The following is a 22,936-nucleotide window of genomic DNA, read 5'->3' on the forward strand; positions in this document are numbered from 1 at the left end:
TCTCCCTCGTCAGGTCACCTGGCCGCTGCTCCAGGCCCAGGCGGCGATGCCCACCCGGTTGGCGGCCCCCACCTTGCGCTGGATGTGGGCGACGTGCGTCTTCACGGTGCCCGCGCTGATGGTCAGCTCGGCCGCGATGCGGGCGTTGGTGTGCCCCCGCGCCACCAGCCGGGCGATCTCCAGCTCGCGGGTGGTGAGCGGGTCGTCCAGCGGGGGCGGCGGGCGGTGGTTCAGGGCCTTGAGCAGGCGTACGGTCACCTGCGGGCTGATCAGGGTGTCGCCCGCCATCGCCGCCCGGACGGCCTCCACCAGCAGGGCGGGGCCCGAACGTTTCAGCAGGAAGCCGCAGGCGCCGTGCCCCAGGGCGGTGTGGACGTACTCGTCCAGGTCGAACGTCGTCACCACGATCACCCTGGTCTCGGCGGCCAGCCGTCTGGTCACCTCCAGGCCGTCCACGCCGCCCGGCATCCGGATGTCGGCGAGGACCACGTCGGGGGTCAGGTGGCGGGCCAGCTCGATGGCTCGCGTACCGTCGGACGCCTCGCCGACGACGGTCATGTCCGGCTGGGCGTTGAGGATCAGCCGGAAGCCGATCCGCACGTCCTCCTGGTCGTCGGCGAGCAGGATCCGCGTCGTCATGCCGGGATCTCCGCCACGACCTGCCAGCCACCACCGTGCGGCCCCGCCGTCAGCCTTCCGCCGCGCGCCTTCAGCAGGTCGCCCAGGCCCGCCAGCCCGAAACCCCCGCCGGCCCTGGTGCCCGGCGAGCTGCCGCCACCGTCGTCCGCCACCCGCACCCGCACCATCCCGCCCTCCTCACGCACCTCCACCACCACGACCGTGGCGCGCGGCGCGTGCCGGCGCACGTTGGTGAGCGCCTCCGTCACCACACGGTAGGCCAGGGACGACACCTCGCGCCGCGGCGCCGCCTCCACCGTCAGCTCCACCCGCACACCCGGCGAGAACGCGTCCGCCAGCCGCTCCAGCCCCTCGACGCCCGGCCCCCGCTCACCCAGCGCGTGCACCGTACGGTCCAGCGAGGCCAGCGCCCGCTGCCCGGCGTCCTCGATGCGCCGCAGCGCGTCCGCCACCGGCTCCGGCAGCGCGCCCGCCACCACCTGCGCGGCCTGCGCCTGCACCAGCATGCCGTTGACGTCGTGGGCGACGAAGTCGTGCAGGTCGCGGGCCAGGCCCAGCCGTTGCGTCCGGGTGGCCTCCTCCACCGCGCGGCGCCGGTTGTCGTCCAGTCTGCGCAGGTAGAGCCCGATCCCGGTGGCCGCCACCGCGCCCATGGCCCAGGCCGAGCAGGCGCCCAGAGCCAGTTGGGGCGGGCCCGGCCAGATGGCGCGCAGCAGGATGAGCGCCACCGCCGCGCCGCTCAGGGTCGCCGAGACGGCTGCCTGGCGGGCGGGGGAGTGGCGGATGGTGCGGACGGTGAGCAGCAGGAGCACCGCCACCTCGGCCACCAGCGCCACGACGTTCGCGCCCGTCCAACCGGCCAGCGGATGCGCCAGCGTGACGGCCAGCGACACCACCCCCGCACCCCCGGCCACCACCGCCGCCCGCGCCACGCTGCCCGCCTCCGTCCCGACGACCGCCCGTGCCGCGCCGGCCGCCCGCGCGGCTCCGGGTGCCCCGGCCCTCGCCCTGCCGTCCCGCTTCACGATCGCGAGCCTAACCACGCACGGCCACCTGTCCCACCCCCGCGCTCGCCCCCACGCGCGCTCGCCCCCACGCGCGCTCGCCCCCGCCTTACGCTGGCCCGGTCTTGCGCTCGCCCCGGCCACGCGCGCCCGTCAGCCGCGCCCCGCGACGGTCGCGGCGCGCGTGCCACCTGCCTGCCACGCGCGCCCATCGGCCCTACGCGCGGAGGTCCGCCGGTTGGGCGGGCAGGGGGTCGCCGAGTCCGCAGGAGCGGCACCGGCCGCGGCGGCGCAGGTGGTAGGCGAGGGTGGCGGCGGCCAGGGCCACCCCCCACAGCGGCCACAGCAGCGACGGCACCCAGGTCGCCCACATGTCCCACGAGTAGTCGTGCACCATGCGCAGCCGCCAGAACGTCAGCCCTCCCGAGAACACGATCACCGACACGACGGAGGCGGGCACGACGGCCAGCATGGGCGGCACCGGCCGGCCCGCTCTGAACCAGATCCACCACGGGTACACCTCGCCCCAGCGCTGCGCCAGCCCGAGCGTGAGGATCGCCCCGCCCAGCCCCATCAGGCTGAGGAACAGCCCGGCCCAGCGCAGCCCCGACTCGTCCAGCCACTGCCAGAACTCCTGGGTGATCCCGAGCGGGAGGCCCGCCGCCCAGGCGAAGCGGCTGGCGTCGTACCCGGCGGGGATGGCCGCCGCGACCACCACCGCCCACACCCCCCACCGCCGCGCCGCCTCCGGCGTCGCCCACCTTGCCACCCGGCCCGAGCCCCCGCCCCATCCCGCCGCACGGTCCGAGTTCCCGCCCAGCCCCGCCGCACGGCGCGGGCCCCCGCAGGCCGCCGCGCCGTGCGAGCCGCGCCCGCAGGCCGCGCACCGTCCCGCCGTCCGCCGCTGGTAGGCCAGCGCGGCCAGCGCCCACAGCAGCCCGCCCACCAGCACGACGAACAGGTTGATCCGCGACCACGGCACCAGCTCGGCCATCGGCTGCCCGCCCGGTACCCCCGTGAAGAGGAACACCGCCAGCAGCGGCGCGTAAGCCACCACCATCAGCACCCGGTTGTCCGGCACGACCACGGTGAGCCCGGCCGCCGCCACCCACGCGAACCCGAGCAGCACCGGCCGCCCCCACCGCACCCCCCGAGCGCTCGCCACCCCCGCGAAGCCCCCCACCAGGCCGAGCACCGCGATCAGCGGCGCCGCCACCTCCGGGCTCGCGTCCCCCAGCACCGACAGCCCCGGCTCCCAGTCGGGATCGCTCCTGCCGAAGGGGAACCCGGCGCCGCCGAACGCCCAGAACAGCCCGAGCGCACCATAGCCGAGCGACCACGCGGCCGCCGCGTACCCGGCCCACCGGGGCCAGGACGCCATGATTCTTCTCATGGCTCAAGCCTGGTGCGGGCCGGGGACGGCGCCCATCCGCCGTTCGGCAGATCTCGGCCGGCACGACCGGCCGCGACCCCGCCGAAGGGCGGATCACAGACCGGCGAGGAAGTCCTCGGCGATGGCCCAGGCGCGCCCGGCCGCCTCGGCGTCGTAGTCGGCCAGGTCCGGGTCGGTGAACAGGTGGCCCACGCCGGGGTAGCGGAAGACCTCGACGTCGGCCCGCGCCCGCCGCATGCCGAGGTACCAGCTGTTCAGCCAGTCCGCGGGCTCGTAGGTGTCGGGGTCGGCGACGTGTAGTTGGACGGGCAGGTCGTCGGCGGAGACGCCGTCGGCCATGTCGGACGTGCCGTGCATGAGCAGCAGGCCCAGGGACCGCTCGTCGCCCAGGGCCAGGTTCTGCGCGATGGCCGCGCCGAGGGAGAAGCCCGCGTAGACCAGGCGCTCGCCGGACAGCGGGGCCGCGGCGGCCACGGCCCGCTTCAGCAGCTCGTCCCGGCCGATCTCGTCCTTGATCGCGATCCCCTCCTCGGGGGTGTCCACGACCCGGCCGTCGTACAGGTCGGGGACGTGCACCTCGTGACCGGCCGCCCGCAGCCGGTCGGCCGCCTGGTGGACGGCCGGACGCAGACCGTACATCGAGTGCAGGAGCAGAACGCGTGCCATGCGGGCAGCCTATCCAGTGAGGTCAGGCCGGGGGCGTGGAGGTCTCATGGGTGGGGCTGCGCGCAGGGGTCGCGGTAGGGGACGCCGCCCAGGTACCGGGACCACTCCCGCTTGGACAGCGTCCGCCCCGCGCTCTCGCACACGAGCGCCGCCACCGCGTCGCCGCCGACGGGGATCGTCGTGACGGTCCGGTAGCCGCGCACCCCGGCGTACAGCACGCTGTCGTCGGCGCTGAAGCGCAGCTCGTCGCCGAACCCGATCGGCACGGCGGCCACCTCCTGCCGGGTGGCGACGTCCCAGACGTGCACGGAGTACTCCTCCTGCCGCGTGCTGCTGACGGCGGCGACGAGCGTGCCGTCGGAGCTGAAGGCGATGTCGGAGACCATGGTGGCGCCCGCCGGGCGCAGCAGCGGCGGCAGCTCGGTGCCCTGCGCGTGGTCCCAGAGCTGCACGGCGGACGAGCCGAACGCGACCAGCGGCTTGGTGCGGGCGGCGGCGATGGCGACGCTCTCCCCGCTGTTGAAGCCGGATCCGGTGAGCCGCCCGGTGTCCAGGTCGAGCATCCTGCCGCCGGTGGTCACCACGGCGGTGCCTGAGTGCACCACGGCGAAGTCGCCGGTGCCCGTGTCGAGGTGGTGCCGCTTGAGCACCTTGCCGGTGGCGGCGTCCAGCACGAGCAGCTCGTTGCGGGCGTCGCGCTGGCTGGTCTCGGCCAGCGAGAGCACCAGCCTGCCGCCGTCCGGTGTGAACGCCGTGGCGACCACGCTCTGCATCGCAGGGACCGGCCAGTTCCACAGCGTCCGCCCGGTGGCGACGTCCCACGCCCGCAAGGTCCTGGTGTCGTCCGTCACCCCCACCAGCCGCCTGCCCTGCGGGTCCAGCTCGTTGGACGCCGACTCCGCCGAGTCCGGCAGAGGCGCGCCGAGCCGGCGGCCGTCCCACGTGCGCAGCCGGTCGTCCGGCTCGGCCGTGACCAGCAGAGGGCCGTCGCCGAGGCTGATCAGCCTGGCGCGGCCGGGGAGCGTGCCGGCCAGGGCGCGGGAGCCGGTGCCCAGCGTGACGGTCGAGTGGTCGAGCAGGTACCGCACGGTGCCGCCGCCCTCGATCCAGGCCTGCTCCGGCTCGCCCTCGGCGTGGTAGGTGAACACCTCGTCGCCGCTGCCCGCGTTCCACACCCGGATCGTGTTCCGGTACAGGCCGAGCAGCCGCGTCCCGTCCGCCGACGCCCACAGGCGGGCGCCGGTGTCGAACACGTCCCAGAACGGCTCGTCCTCGTCGGGGATCCGGCGGCCGGTGCGCGTGTTCCAGGCCTTGACGTCGCCGTTCGCGCAGTACATGCGGGAGCTGTCGGGGGAGAACGCGATCGCGTGGCAGGTCTTCGGCGACCACGACACCACCGACAGGTCGGACAGGCGGATCACTTTCATCCCCTCGTTCAGCCCCATGCCCGCGACGAACTCGCCGGACGCCGAGATGGCCGGTGACACGCCCGCCTCCATGTCCGGCCGGTAGGCGCGGCCGGTCCTGACGTTCCAGAGCAGCTCCACCGAGCCCATCCGGGTCACGCTCACCAGGTCCTCGTTGTCGCCGAACGCCAGGTCGGGGCGCGGCGTGCCCTCGGGCACCGCCTGCTCGCGCAGCTTCCTGCCGCTCATCGTGTCCCAGGCGGACATGGTGTTCTCGCTGAGCACGACGAGGGTCGCGCCGCTCGGGCTGAGCGCCGCCGTCCCCGGCAGCGAGGCGAACCCGGCCGGCCACTTCCAGTACGCGCGCTGCCGCCTGGCGGCCACGTCGTAGACGCGCACCCCGTCATCGCCGGCCACGGCCCTGATCCGCCCGGAGACGGCCGAGGCCGCCGCCGTCACGCCCTTGACGGCGGGGTCGCGGAAGGCCGCGCGCTCCGGCATGGTCAGCGAGCCCATCAGGCTCCGCCGGGTGTCGGGGCCTGGCGCGAGCCGCCAGCCGGTCACGCTGAGCAGCATCGCCGCGACCGGGTCGGTGGTGCGCAGCCGGTCCGCCTCGGCCGCGACCTGCCGGCCGACGGCCAGGTCGCGCTGCCGGGCGACGGCCTCGCCCTGCTCGGAGGCGCGCCTGGCCTGGACGAACGCCACCCCGGCGGCCACCGCCGAGACCACCAGCAGCCCGGCCAGCGCCACCGTGACCGTGCGCCGCCGCCTGGTGCGCCTGCGGGTCAGGGCCGTCGCCGCGTGCAGGAAGGACCGTTCGGCGCCGGTCAGCCGGACGTGCGTGCGTCCCGCCGCGGCCCAGGTCAGCACCTGCTCCAGGCGGCTGCCCTGCAGCAGGTCGCCGTCCTTGCGGCCGTGCTCGATCCAGTGGCGGGTGGCGGCGGAGAGCTGGGCGAGCGTGGCCAGGCCGGCGCGGTCGGCGTCCACCCACAGGCGTAGCCGCAGCCAGGCGCGCAGCAGCGCGGGGCGCGAGAGCGCGACCGCGCCGTCCCGCCGGGTCAGCAGGTAGGCGAAGCGCTCCAGGATGTGCTGGATCTCGGGACGGCCGTCGGTCAACTCCTCGACGGCCGCCCAGCGGACCGTCTCGTGCCCGTCCTCGGTGACGGTGACCAGGCGCAGGAACACCTCGGCCGCCAGATCGCGCTCCTCGGCGGGGAGGGAGGCGTAGACGTCCTCGGCGATGGCGCCCAGCTCCGGGTCGGCCGTCTGCGGCACGTACATGCCCGCGGCGGAACGGCTGCCCGCCGCCAGCAGCCCGCGCACGTCCCCGCCGTCGCCCGACACCAGCGCCAGCAGCAGGTCACGCGCGGACGGGCGGGCGGCGGGGTCCTTCTCCAGCGCCGCGGCGACGAGCGTGGCCAGCCGGTCAGGCAGCATGCTCAGGTCGGGCTGCGCCGACAGCACCCGGTGCATGACGCCGCCCAGGTTGTCGGCGCGGAACGGGTCCTCGCCCGTCGCCGCGAACACCAGCACCGCCCCCCACGCGAACACGTCCGCCGCGGTGCCCGCCCGCTGCCCGGTGAACACCTCGGGCGCCATGTAGCTGGGCGTGCCCGCCACCTCTCCCGTCCTGGTCAGCGACATGTCGGTGGTCCGCGCGATGCCGAAGTCGATCACCCGCGGGCCGTCGGGGCCGAGCAGCACGTTGTCCGGCTTCAGATCGCGGTGGATCACGCCCGCGTCGTGGATGGCGGTCAGCGCCGTCGCCACCGCGGTCGCGAGCCTGTGCAGGTCGTCGCCGGTGAACCTGCGCCCGCCCTGTACGGCCCGGCGCAGGCTCTGCCCCGGCACGAACTCGCTGACGATGTACGGCGCGTCGCCGCCCAGCTCGACGTCCAGCACCTTGGTCGTGCAGAACGACGCCACCCGGCGCGCCGCCTCCGCCTCCTTGGCGAACCGGTCACGCGCCTCGGCGCGCAGCACCTTCACGGCTACGCGGGTCCCCGCCGCGTCGTAGGCCTCGTAGACGACGCCCTGGCCGCCCGCGCCCAGCCGGCCCGCCAGCCAGTAACCGCCGATACGAGGCGGGTCGCCCGCCAGCAATGGATCCACGGCGGGTTAGACGCCGGCCGCCCGGCAGAGGTTCTGCCCAAATGATCAACGGCTGCCGACGGTGAGCACCCAAGCCCAAGCCACGGGTCGCCGGCGCGTTCCCCGGCACGGCGTCAGTGCCAGGCGTCCAGGTGCCCGCGGATCTGCACTGGCCGTAGTGCTCGACGCAGTGGTCGAAGTAGGCCACGGCCGCCGCCACCGCTCAGTCGCTGATCCGCACCGCCGGGCTGCCGACGATGTCGCGGACCACCTCGGGCCGGTACGGGCCGCCGTGCGTGAGCATCCAGTTGCCCAGCCCGAGTGCCTCGGCGGCCAGCCGCATGCTCTGCATCGTCGCTGAAGTACAGCCAGCACCAGTCGAGCACCTTGTGGTAGTCGCGCTCGATCTCCACCAGGCGTTCCCGCTCGGTGCCAGGGTCGTAGACGAACGCGCGTTCTGCTTCCTGCGCAGGAGGGAGAGCGGGGAGCGGTTCGTCCGCGTCAAGCGGCGGGTGACCGTCAACGAGTGGATCGAGGGGTTCGTGGTGGCGAGGGGGTGAACTTGTCCTGACGGGTCGGCTTCCTGGTGGGGCGGGCGCAGGCGTACAGGACGGCCAGCGCCGCCATCGTGGCGGTGGCCGCGGCGGCGAGCGCGAAGCCCCCGTGCGCGCCGAACGCGTCCACCGCCCGGCCCGAGGCCGCCGCCGCGATGGCCGAGCCCGCCGCGCTTGCCGAGTTCAGCCAGGTGAACGCCTGCGTCAGGACGTGGCGGTGTACGGTCGCCTCGGTGAGCACGCTCGCGATCACCAGGATCGGCGGGATCGCCGTCCCGGTCAGCGCCACCGCCACGCCCATGCCCGGCAGCGAGCCCGCCAGCGGCAGCGGCACGCAGGCCAGCGCCAGCGCCGCCGTTCCCACCGCCAGCTGCACCCTCGGCTCCGCGCGCCACCTGCGCAGGCCGTACAACCAGCCTGCCAGCAGACCTGCGCAGCTCGACGCCGCGTACAAGGGGGCGGCGGCGCCGGGGACGCCCTGCTCCACCGCGAAGGCGGCCACCGAGACCTGCATGGCGCCGAAGAACACGCCGATGGCCAGGTTGAGGGCGGCGAGCACGACGAACCCGGGCCGCAACAACGACCACCCCGCCCGCTCCGCCCCAACCCTGACGACCGCCGCCTGCGCCTGCGCGGCCTGCGCCTGCGCGGCTTCAGCGCGCATCGCGTCTGCGCGCGCCCGCATGTGCGCCACTTCTGCGCGCGGTGCCTGCGTGCGCGGTGCTTCTGCGTGCGGCGCCTGCGCGTGCGGTACTTCTGTGCGCGGCGCCTGCGTGCGCGGTACTTCTGCGTGCGGCGCCTCCGCACGCGCTGCCCCCTCACGCGGCACGGTCGCATGGGGCGTCGGCGTCGCGCCGTGGGACGGGGCCGGGGGTGGGGGTGGGGCGGTGCGGTGTTGGGCAGCGAACGCGAGGCCACCGGCCACCACCAGCCCACCCGCCACCACCGACCCGACCGCCGGACGCCCACCGGCCCCCACCGCGCTGACCAGCACCGGCCCGACCAGATAAGCCATCCCGTTGGCCATCGACTCCAGCGCGAAGGCGGCAGGCAGCTCACCTGACCGCCCACCCCGCAGCAGGGCCGACCACCGCGCCGCCGACAGTGCGCCGAGCTGCGGTATGGTCGCCCCCACCGCCGCCCCCGCCACCGTCATCGCCCAGTTCGCCCGCCCAGGCCCGACCACCACCAGCAGCGCCACCACGGACGCGGCGTGGGCGAGGAGCGCGGGCGGCAGTACGCGGGTCTGCCCGTAGCGGTCCATCAGCCGTCCGAGCTGCGGCCCTGCCACCGCCTCCGCGACGGCGAACCCGCCGGCCACCAGCCCCGCCACCCCGTAGGAGCCGGTCCTGTGCTGCACCAGCCAGACGATGCCGAGGCTGGTCATGGCGATGCCGACCCGCCCGCCGGCGGCGGTCAGGAAGAAGGCGGCGGCGCCAGGGGTGCGTAGGAGATCACGATAGGTCCCCGGAAACATGAAGCGTCCCTTTCGCCGCCCGGCGGGGCGAACCACCCGGGGTCGTCGGCGTCCGGATGTGCCGACCCGTGGTCTCGCCTGGAACCGTCCAGCGCCGGCGTGGAGTGGGGACGCGCGCCCCACGCCGGGCTCCTTCACCGGGCAGAAGTCTCACGTTGGATCCCCGAGCCTAGGCAACGGGTCGCGGACGCGTCCAGGGGTTTGCGGACGAGCGCCGGACCGGCCTCGGTGTGCGGGCCGCCTGGGAACTGGGCAGATGGCAGGGGCACTTGACGGTCGGCGGCTAAGTTAGGCTTACCTAATCTAGCGAGGAGGAGTCCCATGGCGACGGAATCGACCAGGCGTGCCCCTCGGTGCACCACCTCTGTGGTGCTGCGCACCGAGCAGCTCACCCCCCACATGATCCGCGTGGTGCTCGGCGGCGAGGGGCTCGCCGAGTTCAAAGCGGGTGAATTCACCGACCACTACGTGAAACTGCTGTTCCCGGTGCCAGGCGTGGAGTACCCGGAGCCGTTCGACATGGGGGTGATCCGCGCCGAGCTGCCCCGCGAGCAGTGGCCCACGACGCGGACCTACACCGTCCGCTCCTGGGACCCGCAGGCGCGGGAGCTGGCCATCGACTTCGTCTGCCACGGCGCGCAGGGCCTGGCCGGGCCGTGGGCGATGCAGGCCGAGCCGGGTGACGTGATGCGATTCATGGGCCCCGGCGGCGCCTACGCGCCCAGCGCCGAGGCCGACTGGCACCTGCTGGCCGGCGACGAGAGCACCCTGCCGGCCATCGCCGCCGCGCTGGAGCGGCTGCCCGCCGGCGCGACCGCCAAGGTCTTCGTCGAGGTGGAGGACCCCGCCGAGGAGCAGGAGCTGCCGACGGACTGCGCGGCCGAGATCGTGTGGCTGCACCGCCAGGGCGGCCCGGTGGGCGAGGCGCTGGTGCGGGCCGTGCGGGAGGCCAAGTTCCTGGACGGTACGGTGCACGCGTTCGTGCACGGCGAGGCGACGTTCGTGAAGGAGCTGCGGCGCTACCTGCGGGTGGAGCGGGGCGTGCCGATGGAGCAGCTCTCGATCTCCGGCTACTGGCGGCTGGGGCGCGACGAGGACGGCTGGCAGTCGTCCAAGCGGGAGTGGAACCAGCGGATCGAGGAGGAAGAGGCGAAGGTGCTGAGCGACTCGCCCGCGTGATGAGCCGGTGACCGTCCGGCCGCACTCCTCCGGCGGCCTGGGCGGTCACCTCCCGCCCGCCGCACCCTCCGGCGGCCTGGACGGTCACCTCGCGCCGACCGCACTCCTCTGGCGGCCTGGGTGGTCACCTGCCGCCCGCCGCACTCCTCCGGCGGCCTGAGCGGTCACCTCTCGCCCGCCGCCGAGGTCCGGGCGGCGTGGTCGCGTACCAGGTCGTGGGGTTGGTAGCGGCCGGGTGCGATCTCGCGCAGGAGGTGCACGTCCAGGAGCCCCTCCAGCAGCCGCGCCGCACGCGCGGCGGTGGTCCCCAGCGAGGCGGCGGCCTCATGGACGTCGAAGACGGCCCCGAAAGCGCCCAGCATCCGGTACGCGCGCCGCTCCCCGGCAGCCAGCCCCGCGTAGGACAGGTCCAGGGCGGCGGCCACGTCGTGCCGTCCGGCCCGCAGCTCGCCCAGCCGGTCGACCGCCAGCAGGTCGAGCAGCTGCCGGGCGCTCCAGGTGGCATGCGCCCGCAGCCGCGCCCCCGCCACGCACACGGCCAGCGGCAGCCGCCCGCACCGCTCGACGACCTCGCGCAGGACGTCCAGCGGCACGTCCGCCACCCGCCCCACCCCCGCCGTCCTGATGAACAGCGCCACCGCCTCCGCCACCGGCGGCACGTCCAGCGACAGGCTCTCTCCCAGGCAGCTCAGCCGCCGCCGGCTGGTGACGATCACCCGGCAGCCGGGCCCGGCGGGCAGCAGCGGGTGCACCTGGTGGTCGTCGGCGGCGTCGTCCAGCACGACGAGGACCCGGCGCTCGGCCAGCACGCTCCGGTACAGCGCGGTGCGGTCGTCGAGGTGGCAGGGGATCCTGTCGCAGGGGACGCCGAGCGCGCGCAGCATGCGGGCCAGCGCCTCGCCCGGCTCGACCGGGGCCGCGCCGGGGGAGTGGCCGCGCAGGTCCACGAAGAGCTGCCCGTCGGGGAAGCGGTGCGCGAGCCGGTGGGCGGCGTGCACGGCCAGCGCCGTCTTGCCGACCCCCGCCATGCCGTCCACGGTCGCCGTCCTGCCGATCCCGGCCAGACCGTCCATCATGGTCGTCCTGCCGATCCCGGCCAGACCGTCCATCATGGTCGTCCCGCCGACCCGCGCCATGCCGTCCATCGCGGCCGTGCCCGCGCCGTCCCCCTCCAGGATCGCCAGCTCGCGCCCCCGGCCGACCAGTGCCGTGACGTCGGCGGGCAACTGGCGGGGGACGATCGCCGCCGCACACGGCGGACCTTCCCCGGCCCGCTCGCCGTTCCCGGCGGCGGCCGTCACACCGCGCGCGACGGAGGCCAGCAGCGCCCGCTCCTCCCCGTCCAGCTCCAGCGCCTGCGCCAGAAGCAGGACCGACGTGGTACGGGGCTGCCAGAGCCCGCCGCTCTCCAGCCTCCGCACGGTCCTGACGTTCAGCCCCGCCCGCTCGGCGAGCTGCTCCTGCGTCAGCAACGCCCGCTGACGCCACCCCCGCAGCAACGCCCCCGACGACGACTCCGCCCCCGCCCCCGCGCCCGCGGTCGCACCTGCCCCGCCGCCCGCGCCCCCGACGCCGCTCGCGACCGCGCCCCCGACGCCGCCCGCGCCCCCGAGGCCGCCCCCGACTGCGCCCCCGACGGCGCTCCGCCCGGTGCCGAGCACGGCAGATCGTGCTGAGTGCAATGTGTCTCCCCGACATCCCCCGTTGAGGATCTCCGGCCCGCCCCCGCGAAGCCGGTCCCCTCCCGATCAACTGAACAGCAAGGTCCATCAGAACCGCGTTCGCGCCGTTCCAGCCACTGACGGGACGACATTGGACGAAATCGGACGGTACTCGTTTGATGGGGAAAGCCGCGTTTGTCAGAATGACCGCCATGGGCGATCGGGGGGACCATCCGGACGAGGTGTGCCCCTACCAAGGCCTGGCGCCGTTCGAGACGGGCGAGGCCGAGCTGTTCTTCGGCCGCACGCGCGCCTCGCGCGACCTGCTCGACCGCCTGGCCAAGCGCCTGACCGGGCACGGCTCGATCCTGCTCGTCTCGGGCGCCTCCGGCGTCGGCAAGTCGTCGCTGTTACGCGCCGGCCTGCTCCCCGAGGTGGCCAGGGGGACGCTGACGGGGGCGCGGGAGTGGCGCTGCCTGCTCATCACCCCCACGGCGGACCCGTCGCGCGCACTCACCCAGGCGCTGGACGGGAACGATCCGCGACGGCCGGGCGAGCGGGTGCTGCTGGTGGTCGACCAGTTCGAGGAGCTGTTCACGCTGGTGCCCGGCGAGCGGGAGCGGCAGGCGTTCGTGGCGGCCCTGCACGCGCTGGCCGACGGCCCGGACGGCGCCGCGGTGGTGATCGGGGTGCGCGCGGACTACTGGGACCGCTGCGCCGCCTACCCGCAGTTCGCCGAGGCCATCCAGGACGGCCAGGTGATCGTCGAGCCGATGACGGAGCCGGACCTGCGGCTGGCCATCACCGGGCCGGCCGCCGCTGCCGGGCTCACCCTGGAGCCGGGCCTGGTGGAGATCATCCTGGACGAGCTGCGCGCGGGAAGGGACGCGGGCGGCCGGTTCCAGGCGGGCGCCCTGCCGCTGCTTTCCCAGGCGCTGCGCAACACGTGGGAGCGGCGGGTGGACGGGATGCTCACCGTCCACGGGTACGAGGAGTCGGGCCGGGTGCGCGACTCGGTGCGGCGCACGGCCGACGAGGTGCTCGACCGGCTGTCGCCGCAGGACCGCAAGGCCGCGCTGCGGATCTTCCGCAGGCTGACCCTGATCACGGCGGGCGGCCAGGTGGCGCGGCGCGGCGCACGCCTGACGGAGATCCACGCCGCGGCCTCCGCCCCGTCGGAGGAGCTGCTGTCCGCGTTCGCCGACCGGCGCCTGCTCACCCTGCACGAGGACACCGTCGAGATCGCCCACGACGCCCTGCTGACCGCCTGGCCCACCCTGCGCCAGTGGCTCGAACCGGACCTGGCCGCCCAGTCCGTCTACGACCGGCTGCTCGACGCCGCCGCCCAGTGGTCCGACAACCACCGCGACCAGGCATTCCTCTACCGGGGGGCCCGCCTGCTCGCCGTCCAGGACAGCCGCCCCCGCTGGGACCGCGACCCCGACAGCTTCCCGCCGCCCGGCCCCACCGCGGAGGCCTTCCTGGCGGCCTCCGTCAGGGAGGCCAGGCGGGCCGGCCGCCGCCGCAGGCTCGCCGTCTCCGGCCTGGCGGTGCTCTCGGTGGTGGCCGTCATCGGCGCCGTCGCCGCCGTCAACGCGGCCGGCGAGGCCGGCCAGCAGCGCAGGCTGGCGACCTCCCGCCAGCTCGCCGCGCAGAGCGAGGTCACCGGGGACGTGCCGCTGTCGTCGCTGCTGGCCGTGGCGGCCTGGAAGATCGCGGAGACGGACGAGGCCCGCAACCGGGTGCTGTCGGCGGCCACCCGTACGGGACGGGGCAGCCTCACCGGGCACACCAGGGGCGTCATGGCGCTGGCGTTCAGCGCCGACGGCTCGACGGTGGTGACGGGCGGCGACGACGGGACGGCGCGCCTGTGGGACGCGGCGACGCGGCGGCAGCTCGGCGCCCCGATCACCCGCGCGCGCTTCGACTGCTCGGGCGTCGAGCTGGCCCTGAGCCCCGACGGCCGCACGCTGGCCACGGCGTGCCTGAGCACCGTCCGCTTCTACGACGTGGCCAGCCGCCGCGAGGTGGGCGCCCCGCTGAAGCACGAGAACGTCGTGTCGGCGCTCGCGTACGCCCCGGACGGCAGGACCATCGTGACCGGCGACTTCAGAGGCGTCGTCCGGCAGTGGGACACGGCCACCCGCCGCCCCCGCGGCCCCGCCATGGGCCGCCCCGACCACGACAGGAACTTGCGGAGCATCGTCAACGACGTGCTGTTCACCCGGGACGGCGGCACCCTGGCCGTCGCCGCCGGCAAGGCCGTGCGGCTGTGGGACACGGCCACGTCCCGCCCGCGCGGCGCCCCGATCGCCGCGCAGCGGGAGACCGTCCTCGACCTGGCGCTCAGCCCGGACGGCGGCACGCTGACGACCCTGAGCCACGACAACACCCTGCGCCTGTGGAGCATGCCCACGGGCAAGCAGACCGCCGTCATCAGGGACAGGAACACCGGCTTCAACAGCGTCGCCTTCAGCCCCGACGGCACCCGCATCGCCACCGCCGGCCGCACCGGCCGCACCGTCCTGTGGGACACCGCCAGCAGGCAGCAGGTGGTCGCCCTGGCCGACAACCGCATGGCCGTCGAGCAGGTCGCGTTCAGCCCGGACGGGAACCTGCTGGCCGCCGCCGGCGACGACGGCGTGATCCGGCTCGCCGACCCGCGCACCCACCTGCAGATCGGCCGGCCGATGCGCGCCGAGTCCGCCGTCGCGCTCAGCCGCGACGGCCGCGTCCTGGCCACCGGAGTCCCCGGCGGCCCCGGCGTCCAGCTCTGGGACGTGGCCACCCAGCGGCCACTCGGCCCCCCGCTCACCCCCGAGGGCGCCCGCCGGGGCGTGGCCCAGCTCGCGTTCCTGCCCGACGGGCGCACCCTCCTGTCGTCCAGCCTCGAAGGCCTGTGGCTGTGGGACGTCGCGGGCCGCCGCGTGCTGGCGCACGACGCCGCCCTGTCGGGGGTGTCCGAGCTCAGCCCGGACGGCAGGTTCGTCGCCGTGCAGCACGAGAAGGGCATCGTGTTCTGGGACGTCGCGGCCCGCCGCAGGTTCGGGCCGCACATCGTGCTCGCCGACCACACCGACGTCATCACGGGGATGGCGATCAGCCCCGACGGCCGCCTCGTGGCCAGCGCGGGCTTCGACGCGCGGGTGCGGCTGTTCGACGTGGCCACCGGCCGCCAGTCGGCGGGCACCCCGTCCGCCGTGGCCGGCGGGCTCGTCAACGACCTGGCCTTCAGCCCGGACGGGCGGACGCTCGCGTTCACCGCCGACGACGACGCCGTGCGGCTGTGGGACGTGCCGAACCACCGCCCGGCCGGCGTCGCCCTGATCGCGAAGGACGACGCGTCCACCGCGCTGGCCTTCAGCCCGGACGGCGAGATCCTCGCCACCGGCACCGCGCGCGGCGACGTGCTGCTGTGGGACCTGCGCACCTACCGGCCGCTCGGCACCCCGATGACCGGCCACACCAGCGGGGTGAACGCGATCGCCTACCAGCGCGACGGCGCCGCCGTCGCCACCGTGGCCGGCGACGGCACCGCCCGGCTGTGGAACGCCGGCACGCCTGCCGACCTCGTGGGCGCCGCCTGCGCCAACGCGGGCCGCTCACTCACCCGCCAGGAATGGGAGAGCCTCATCAAGCAGGAGGAGTACCGCCCGACGTGTCCGTGACCCTCGACCTCACCACGGGGAGAGCCAGCATGTTCCTGCGAGGCCTACGGCGCCGGACGGGCAGGCCGGTCCCGGAGCTGGTCGGCCTGTTCCGCTCGATCGTCGATGGCGGCCGCGACTACCACCCGATCGCCTCCGACTTCCTGGAGCACTTCATGGACGGCGCCGGCGCGTCCAGGACGATGTCGCCGCGCTGGCTGCGCTCGTTCAAGGTGATCAGGAAGGCCGAGCGCAAGAACCAGCGCCGCTTCGAACGGCAGCTCGCCCGGCGCGCCGCGCTGCTGGACGACCACGACTCGGCCTGGCTGCACGACCACTGGGACGCGCGGATCAACGCGTTCATCGGCACCGAGCTGTTCTACGTGAGCCGGATGAGCCTGCTGCGCTCGCAGGGCTCGTTCGTGCTGACCAGGGACGGGCGGGAGGTGCGGGTGTCCGGCACGGTGCGGCACCGCTGGTTCGACCCCTACGACTGGGACCGGGGCCGGTGGGTCTACATCCCCCGGCACGGGTTTGTGCCCATCGCGGTCGGCAGGGAGCTGGTCGAGGCCGACGAGGCGCGCAACTTCCTGATGGAGTCCCGCCATGTGCAGACGCTGGAGGGCGTGTGCCTCCGGGGAGGCCGGCTGCGGCGCGCCCGGGGGAGGTTCACGTGGGCGCTGGTGAGGGCGGGCCGGTGACGGACGCGGAGCGTTCCCGCCCGCCGGGCCCCGAGGAGGCCGGTGACGCGGCCGAGTTCGTCGAGGCGCTGGCCGGGCTGCGGCAGTGGGCGGGGGATCCGTCCCTGAGCAGGCTGCGAGCCCTCGGCGGGCAGGTGGCCGCCTCGGACGGGACCATGGTGGACGCGCTGCCGAAGAGCACCACCTCGCACGTGCTGCGGCAGAGCGACCGGCTGCCGAGGTGGGAGTTCGTCAGGGCGTTCGTGACGGCCTGCCTGCGGTCCTGCGACCACCCGGCGGAGCTGATCCCCGGGGAGCTGGAGCGGTGGCGGGCGGCGCGGACGAGCCTGGCCGCGCCCGCCGCGCCCCCGCCCGGCGCAGGGGAGGAGGAGACCGCCCGCCACGACCCGGACCCCGCGATCGAGCTGCTGGTCCGGCGGGTGGTCCGCGAGGAGGACAGGGCGCGCAAGGGGCTGCTCGGCGGCTACGACATCGCGCCCGTGTCCTTCGGACAGGACGGGGACGACCTTCAGGCGATCGGCCGCTTCTTCGGCGCCCTGCGCCCCCAGCGCCTGATGGTCGTCGGCGAGTCGGGCGCGGGCAAGACGGTCCTCGCCATCGAGCTGGTCCTGCAACTCCTCGAACCCCCCGGGCGCCCGCGCCTGGTCCCGGTCCGGCTCAACGCGGCCAGATGGACCCTGGGCAGCCCTTTCGAGGCGTGGCTCGCCGACCAGCTCGTCCAGGACTACGGGCTCCCGTCCCGGGACGCGCGGCGCCTGGTGCGCGACCGCCGCGTCCTCCCGGTGATGGATGGGCTCGACGAGCTGGACCCCGACCCGTCGCCCGGCGCCCCGCGCCGCGCGATCGGCCTGCTGGAGGAGCTCAACCGCTACAGCGACCTGTCCGGACGCCGCCCCGGCGCCGTCGTCGTGACCTGCCGGGCCGACCGCCACGCCGAGCTGCGCGACGCCGGGGCGGGGCTCGGCAACGCCGCCCTGATCCACCTGCACGACCTGACCAACGACCAGATCGCCGCGTACCTGCGCGCCCGCTGGCCGGACGGCCACCCCCGCGCCGTCCACCGCGACACGATCCGCGCGGCGCTGTCGGGCCCGGCGGGCAAGGCCGTGCACGCCGCGCTCGCCACGCCGTGGCGGCTGCTGCTGACCGTCACCGCCGTGGAGTCCGGCTCGGACCCGGCCGAGCTGCTGCGCGCGGACCCGGACGCCGACCCGCACGACGGGGCGGAGCGGATCGCCCGGCGGCTGCTGGAGGCCTACGTCCCGGCCGCGACCCGCCTGGCGCCGCGCGCCGCCCACGGCACCCCGTACCAGCCGGACCAGGTGCGTGCCTGGCTCGTGCACCTGGCGGCCCACCTGCGGTGGCAGGCCGCCCGCACCAGCGGGACGGAACGCCCGCCGCCCGGCCTGACGGCCATCGACCTCGTCCCCCACCTGCTGTGGCCGGTCGGCGGGTGGCGGCTGGTGCGGGCGCTGCACTGCCTGTGCTGCGTGCTCCTGGCGATCACCGCCATGCTGGCCTTCTGGACGGGCTCCGCGGTCGACGGCCCCGGCGACCTCGGCCCAGGGCTGCACCCCGAGCAGATGCTGACCCTGGCGCTCATGGCGTCCTGGGTGGGCATCGCGACCGGCCTGTCACTGTCGTCGTGGCCGTCGGCGGCCGGCGGGCGGGCCAACGTCCCGTCCCGGCGGCGGCTGGCGGGCGCGCTGCTCGGCGCGATGGCGGGCGTCCCCGTGGGGGTGCTCGGCGGCCTGGCCGGGCTCGCCATGACCGGGGGCCGGATCTTCGGGCCCGGCTTCGCCGTCGTCGCGGGCGGGACGGGCGGGCTGACGCTCGGCGCGGTCATCGGGCTCACCGCCGCAGGCCGCGTCGGCGCCGAGCGCATGACCGTCTCCGAGGCGGTCCGCGCCGAGCCCGTCACGCTGCTCGGCTTCGGGCTCTGCGGCGCCCTCACCGGGCTGGCGCCGCTGCGGCTGGCGCACGCCGGCCCCGTCGAGCTGGTCGCGGGGGTGAGCGCGGCGTTCGTCCTGGCCGTCGCGCTCGGGATCGCCTTCAGGATCGCCACCGGCGGGTGGAGCATGGACGCCGAGCTGGCCCACCCGCGCGAGGCGCTGCACCGCAACCCGACGATCGGGCTGGCGTTCGGCCTCACCGGCGGGGTCGCCGCCTTCCTGGTGTTCGTGATGAACCAGGACGTACTGGAGTCGCTGGTCTGCGCGCTCATCGGCGGCGTCAGCTTCGGCCTGGCCTTCGGCGCCGTCGCCTGGACCCGCACCATGATCGGCCTGGCGGTCGCCGCCACGCGCGGGCTGCTGCCGCTGCGGCTGTGGACGTTCCTCGACTGGGCGTGCGAGGCGCGGCTGCTGCGCGTCAGCGGCGCCACCTACCAGTTCCGGCACCGCGAGCTGCAGGACTTCCTCACCTCCGGCCCGCAGGACCTCCGCGACGAGCGGTGAGGGCGCCCTGCCGGGCAGGGCGCCCTCACCTCACGGGTCAGTCGCTTTCAGACGCTTTCAGACCCCGAACGCCGCCGGGTAGCGGATGGTGCCCGACGGCACCGGCCGCGTGTCGTCGAAGACGAGGGCCATCATGTACGGGTCCTCGACCTCGAACGGCGCCCGGATCCCGTACCGCGAGGCCGGCACGAACCCGAAGCGCGGATAGTAGGTGGCGTGCCCGAGCACCAGGACGAGGTTCTCGCCCTGCCGCCTGGCCTCCTCCAGCCCGGCGCGGATGGCCGCCGAACCGGCCCCGTGCCGCTGCGCCGCAGGGAGGACGGCGCACGGCCCCAGCGCGAGAGCCGGAGCCCCGTCCACGTGGCACCGCGTGAACAGCGCGAACCCGGCGATCGGGCCGCCGGGCCGCTGCGCCACCCACGACATGCCGGGCAGCCACGCCGCCGGGTCGGCACGCAGCGCCTCGACCAGGTCGGCCTCCAGCGGGGTGGGGAAGGCCGCCAGGTTGACCTCGCGGATGGCGGCGAGGTCGGCCAGGGTCTCAGGACGGGTGATCCAGGTGCCGGTGCCGGTGTCGGTGCTGGTCGTCATGATTGCCTGTCCCTGAATCGGTAGGTCGCGCGCAGGTGGCGCGTGATGGCCTTCTGGTGTTCGGTGCGCTCGCCGCGCACCCGGGCGTCCGTGCGCGCCGCCGCCCACGCGTTCTCGCGCAGCAGCTTGCGGTAGCTGGCGAGGCGGCGTTCGGGCAGCTCGCCCGCCTGGATGGCGGCCTGGACGGCGCAGCCCGGCTCGGTGTCGTGCGCGCAGTCGCCGAACCGGCACCGCCCTGCCAGGTCCTCGATCTCGGCGAAGACCTGCTCCAGGCCGTCGCCGGCGTCGTACAGGCTGATGCCGCGCAACCCGGGCGTGTCGATGAGCACGCCCCCGCCGGGCAGGGGCACCAGCTCGCGCCGGACGGTGGTGTGGCGGCCCTTGCCGTCCTGGGCGCGTACCTCGCCGGTGGCCAGCCGCTCGTCCCCGAGCAGCGCGTTGCCGAGGCTGGACTTGCCCGCGCCCGAGGACCCGAGCAGGACGGTGGTGCCGCCCAGCAGCGCCGTCAGGACGTCGACGTTCTGGCCGGTGGTGACGCTGGTGACCAGGACGTCCACGCCCGGCGCCAGCTCGCCCGCCTCCTCTCGTACGGCGTCGGCGTCGGTCGCCAGGTCGGCCTTGGTCAGGACGATGAGCGGCTGGGCGCCGCTCTCCCAGGCGATGGCCAGCAGCCGCTCCAGCCGGGCCGGGTCGAGCGGAGCGGCCAGGGAGACGGCGATGACGACGGTGTCGACGTTGGCGGCGAGCACCTGCCCGTGGGAGGTGCGCGACGCCGACGAGCGCACGATCGTGCTGTGCCGGGGCAGCAGCGCCACCAGCCGCGGCTCGCGGCCGGGGCACAGCGCCGCCCAGTCGCCCGCGCAGGGCATCGAGATCGGGTCGGACGCGTGCGGCACCGCGAGCGCGGCCCGCACCGGGCCCGTCCCGGTGATCGCGTCGCACAGGCCGCGATCGACCCGGGCGATCCGGGCCGGTACGAGCCCGGCGTCGCGGTGTTCTGCGAAGGCGTGGTCGAGTGATTCCGTCCAGCCGTACCGGGACAGCCCGGCGTCGGAAGGACGCGTGAAATGGTCGGACAACGTGAGACACCTTGCGGGAAGGGGCCCCGACGAGACGCGGCCACCAGCCTCGCGCCCTTGAGGGGCTACCGCGAGGAGGGGAGAAGGGTCAGACCGGGGCCCGGGACGTGAGGAATGTCCGGGCGCTGCACAGGGCAGCGGTCTTCACCGCGGTCATCAAACCTCACCTCCCTCTCATCCGAGATCCAACACCGAACGAGCGGCAGCCTAGCACGCCATCGGCAACCCCAGGGATGTGCACTCTGCACACGCTTGTATAGTCCAAACGGACTTAACGGGCAATAAGGGGACATAACGTGCACTCCGCGCCTACCTCGCGCTCTGGCGGCGGCATCGTCAGCGTGCTCGCCGTCGCCGGCATCGTCGGCTCCCTCATGCAGACCCTGGTGGTGCCGCTGGTCGGCGAGCTGCCCCGGCTGCTCCACGCCAGTGCGGCCGACACCTCCTGGGTGATCACCGCCACTCTGCTGGTCGGCGCCGTCGCCACCCCGGTCGTCGGCAAACTCGGCGACCTGTACGGCAAGCGCCGCATGATGCTCGCCTGCTCCGTGCCGCTGATCGCCGGATCGGTGGTGTGCGCCCTCGCCGGATCGCTGATCCCGATGATCGCCGGCCGCGGCCTCCAAGGGCTGGGCGTCGGCATGATCCCCCTCGGCGTCAGCGCGCTGCGCGACCTCCTGCCCCCGCAACGCGTCGGCTCGGCCATCGCGCTGATGAGCTCGTCCATGGGCATCGGCGGCGCACTCGGCCTGCCGATCTCCGCGGCCGTCGCCGAGTACGCCGACTGGCGGATGCTCTTCTGGGGCTCCGGCGTCCTCAGCGTCCTGGTCGCCGTGCTCATCTGGCTGCTCGTCCCCGCCACCCCCGCCCGCGGCCACGGCCGCCTCGACATCCTCGGCGCCATCGGCCTCGGCATCGTCCTCGTCTGCCTGCTGCTGGGCGTCTCCAAGGGCGCCGACTGGGGCTGGGGGAGCGGCACCACCCTCGGGCTGCTCGGCGCGGCCGTCGTCGTGGCACTGCTGTGGGGCCTGTGGCAACTGCGCGCCCGCGACCCGCTGGTGGACCTGCGCACCACCGCCCGCCCCCAGGTCCTGCTCACCAACCTCGCCTCCGTCCTCGTCGGCTTCGCCATGTACGCGCAGTCGCTCGTCGTCATCCAGGTCCTCCAGCTACCCGAGGCCACCGGCTACGGCCTCGGCCAGTCGATGCTCGCGGCGGGGCTGTGGCTGGCGCCGTCGGGGCTGATGATGATGGCCGTCTCCTCCCTGGGCGCCCGCCTCTCGGCCGCCCGGGGGGCCAGGACGAGCCTGTTCGTCGGCGCGCTGATCATCGCTCTGGGGTACGGGGCCGCGTTCGGGCTGATGGGGTGGGCCTGGGGGCTCATGGTGGCCAGCAGCATCGGCAACATCGGGGTCGGGCTGGCGTACGGGGCCATGCCCGCGCTCATCATGGGGGCTGTGCCGCAGAGCGAGACCGCTTCGGCCAACAGCTTCAACACGTTGATGCGGTCCATCGGGACTTCTGTCTCGGCGGCTGTGGTGGGTGTGGTTCTGTCGCAGATGACGGTGACGCTGGGCGGGCGGGCGGTGCCGTCGGAGTGGGGGTTCCGGACGGCGTTGCTGGTGGGGTGCGGGGTTGCCGTGGTGGCGGCCCTGGTGACACTCACCCTCCCCAAGCAGAGGCGCGCGCCCGAGCCCGCGATGGAACCCGCCCCCGAGCCCGCCCCCGAGCCCGCGCTGGGGCCCGCAATTGGGCCCGCGATTGGGCCCGCCGCGAGGCCTGCCGCCGAGCCCGCCACTGCGCCCGTCACTGGGCCCGTCACTGGGCCCGTCACTGGGCCCGCCACTGGGCCCGCGCCGGTGCTGGTCCCGGCCGTCGTGGCAGCGGCGTCCTCGAACACGCCCGCCTGGCCGCCCACCCCCGAGTCGCCCACCATGTCAGTGCCGCCTGAGGAGCCGCCTGTGACGCAGGTCTGGCCGCCTGCTCCCGTCCGGATCGGGCACGAGGAGCTGGGGCCGTGGCGGGACGCGTTCCGCCCGTCCACCCCCGCCTGGGACAGCCGCACGGAGGACCAGCACCCGCACCCCGCACCCCCCGCACCCCCCGCGCCCGAAGCCGAGACCACCATCCCGCGCGCCCAGCTCCCCAACCCCCACCCCGCCGTCCCGGACCCTCACCCCGCCGTCCCGGACCCGCAGCTCACCGCGCTCCGCATGCAGAACGCCGAGCTGCGCGCCGACAACACCGCACTGCGCGAGGAGAACATCGAGCTGCGCGAGGAGAACGAGGCCCTGCGCAAGGAGCTCGACGTCCTCATGCAGGGCCTGTCCACCTGGGTCCAGCACCTGGCCGACGACCGCACGTCCTGACAGGGCTGGGCCGGGAGCCCCCG

General features: G+C 75.0%; 16 protein-coding genes. 6 read left to right on the forward strand and 10 right to left on the reverse strand.

Features of this window, described 5'->3' with window-relative positions:
• Positions 1 to 9 precede the first annotated feature (9 nt).
• The 6 genes from ABD331_RS44410 to ABD331_RS44435 form a co-directional block, all read right to left on the reverse strand.
• Entirely contained in the window at positions 10 to 639 is a 630-nt protein-coding gene (locus ABD331_RS44410) for a response regulator (RefSeq protein WP_344489231.1), read from the reverse strand.
• Positions 636 to 1,664, reverse strand: coding sequence for a sensor histidine kinase (locus ABD331_RS44415; RefSeq protein ID WP_344489234.1), 1,029 nt, complete (start codon positions 1,662 to 1,664; stop codon positions 636 to 638). Before ABD331_RS44415 ends, ABD331_RS44410 begins: the two co-directional genes overlap by 4 nt.
• A gap of 196 nt (positions 1,665 to 1,860) precedes the next feature.
• The gene (locus tag ABD331_RS44420; RefSeq protein ID WP_344489237.1) at positions 1,861 to 3,036 is read right to left on the reverse strand and encodes a hypothetical protein; all 1,176 of its coding nucleotides are present in this window, start codon (positions 3,034 to 3,036) and stop codon (positions 1,861 to 1,863) included.
• Between the two features lie 93 nt (positions 3,037 to 3,129).
• The gene (locus tag ABD331_RS44425) at positions 3,130 to 3,702 is read right to left on the reverse strand and encodes a dienelactone hydrolase family protein (protein ID WP_344489240.1); all 573 of its coding nucleotides are present in this window, start codon (positions 3,700 to 3,702) and stop codon (positions 3,130 to 3,132) included.
• A gap of 44 nt (positions 3,703 to 3,746) precedes the next feature.
• Positions 3,747 to 7,220, reverse strand: a complete 3,474-nt coding sequence (locus ABD331_RS44430; RefSeq protein ID WP_344489242.1) for a WD40 repeat domain-containing serine/threonine protein kinase — start codon at positions 7,218 to 7,220, stop codon at positions 3,747 to 3,749.
• Positions 7,221 to 7,422: 202 nt separating this feature from the next.
• A complete protein-coding gene (locus ABD331_RS44435) occupies positions 7,423 to 7,551 on the reverse strand; it encodes a hypothetical protein (RefSeq protein ID WP_344489245.1) in 129 nt (42 codons plus the stop codon).
• Positions 7,552 to 7,588: 37 nt separating this feature from the next.
• On the opposite strand from ABD331_RS44435, the gene ABD331_RS44440 reads away from it, so the two are divergent.
• On the forward strand, positions 7,589 to 7,759 hold the full coding sequence (locus ABD331_RS44440; RefSeq protein ID WP_344489248.1) for a hypothetical protein: 171 nt from the start codon (positions 7,589 to 7,591) through the stop codon (positions 7,757 to 7,759).
• Here the strand turns inward: ABD331_RS44440 and ABD331_RS44445 are convergent.
• Positions 7,719 to 9,230, reverse strand: coding sequence for an MFS transporter (locus tag ABD331_RS44445; RefSeq protein ID WP_344489251.1), 1,512 nt, complete (start codon positions 9,228 to 9,230; stop codon positions 7,719 to 7,721). The two genes, ABD331_RS44440 and ABD331_RS44445, sit on opposite strands and share 41 nt — an antisense overlap.
• A gap of 321 nt (positions 9,231 to 9,551) precedes the next feature.
• Here ABD331_RS44445 and ABD331_RS44450 point away from each other — a divergent pair, with 321 nt between their 5' ends.
• Positions 9,552 to 10,409: a siderophore-interacting protein gene (locus ABD331_RS44450; RefSeq protein WP_344489254.1), complete on the forward strand. Its 858-nt coding sequence runs from the start codon at positions 9,552 to 9,554 to the stop codon at positions 10,407 to 10,409.
• Between the two features lie 164 nt (positions 10,410 to 10,573).
• Here the strand turns inward: ABD331_RS44450 and ABD331_RS44455 are convergent, their stop codons facing one another.
• The gene (locus ABD331_RS44455) at positions 10,574 to 12,091 is read right to left on the reverse strand and encodes an ATP-binding protein (RefSeq protein WP_344489257.1); all 1,518 of its coding nucleotides are present in this window, start codon (positions 12,089 to 12,091) and stop codon (positions 10,574 to 10,576) included.
• 191 nt (positions 12,092 to 12,282) lie between these two features.
• On the opposite strand from ABD331_RS44455, the gene ABD331_RS44460 reads away from it, so the two are divergent.
• Genes ABD331_RS44460 through ABD331_RS44470 form a run of 3 tightly spaced genes read left to right on the forward strand, consistent with a single transcriptional unit; the run spans position 12,283 to position 18,874 of the window.
• Positions 12,283 to 15,738, forward strand: coding sequence for an nSTAND1 domain-containing NTPase (locus ABD331_RS44460; RefSeq protein WP_344489260.1), 3,456 nt, complete (start codon positions 12,283 to 12,285; stop codon positions 15,736 to 15,738).
• Between the two features lie 29 nt (positions 15,739 to 15,767).
• Positions 15,768 to 16,418, forward strand: a complete 651-nt coding sequence (locus ABD331_RS44465; RefSeq protein WP_344489263.1) for a hypothetical protein — start codon at positions 15,768 to 15,770, stop codon at positions 16,416 to 16,418.
• Complete coding sequence (locus tag ABD331_RS44470; RefSeq protein ID WP_344489266.1) at positions 16,391 to 18,874, forward strand: NACHT domain-containing protein; 2,484 nt, start codon at positions 16,391 to 16,393, stop codon at positions 18,872 to 18,874. Before ABD331_RS44465 ends, ABD331_RS44470 begins: the two co-directional genes overlap by 28 nt.
• A 57-nt stretch (positions 18,875 to 18,931) precedes the next feature.
• Here the strand turns inward: ABD331_RS44470 and ABD331_RS44475 are convergent, their stop codons facing one another.
• Positions 18,932 to 19,465, reverse strand: a complete 534-nt coding sequence (locus ABD331_RS44475; RefSeq protein WP_344489269.1) for a GNAT family N-acetyltransferase — start codon at positions 19,463 to 19,465, stop codon at positions 18,932 to 18,934.
• Entirely contained in the window at positions 19,462 to 20,544 is a 1,083-nt protein-coding gene (rsgA, locus tag ABD331_RS44480) for a ribosome small subunit-dependent GTPase A (RefSeq protein WP_344489272.1), read from the reverse strand. Before rsgA ends, ABD331_RS44475 begins: the two co-directional genes overlap by 4 nt.
• Before the next feature lie 296 nt (positions 20,545 to 20,840).
• On the opposite strand from rsgA, the gene ABD331_RS44485 reads away from it, so the two are divergent.
• Positions 20,841 to 22,913, forward strand: coding sequence for an MFS transporter (locus ABD331_RS44485; protein WP_344489275.1), 2,073 nt, complete (start codon positions 20,841 to 20,843; stop codon positions 22,911 to 22,913).
• Positions 22,914 to 22,936: the final 23 nt, after the last annotated feature.

The organism is Nonomuraea monospora, from assembly GCF_039531895.1.
GTDB lineage: Bacteria > Actinomycetota > Actinomycetes > Streptosporangiales > Streptosporangiaceae > Nonomuraea > Nonomuraea monospora.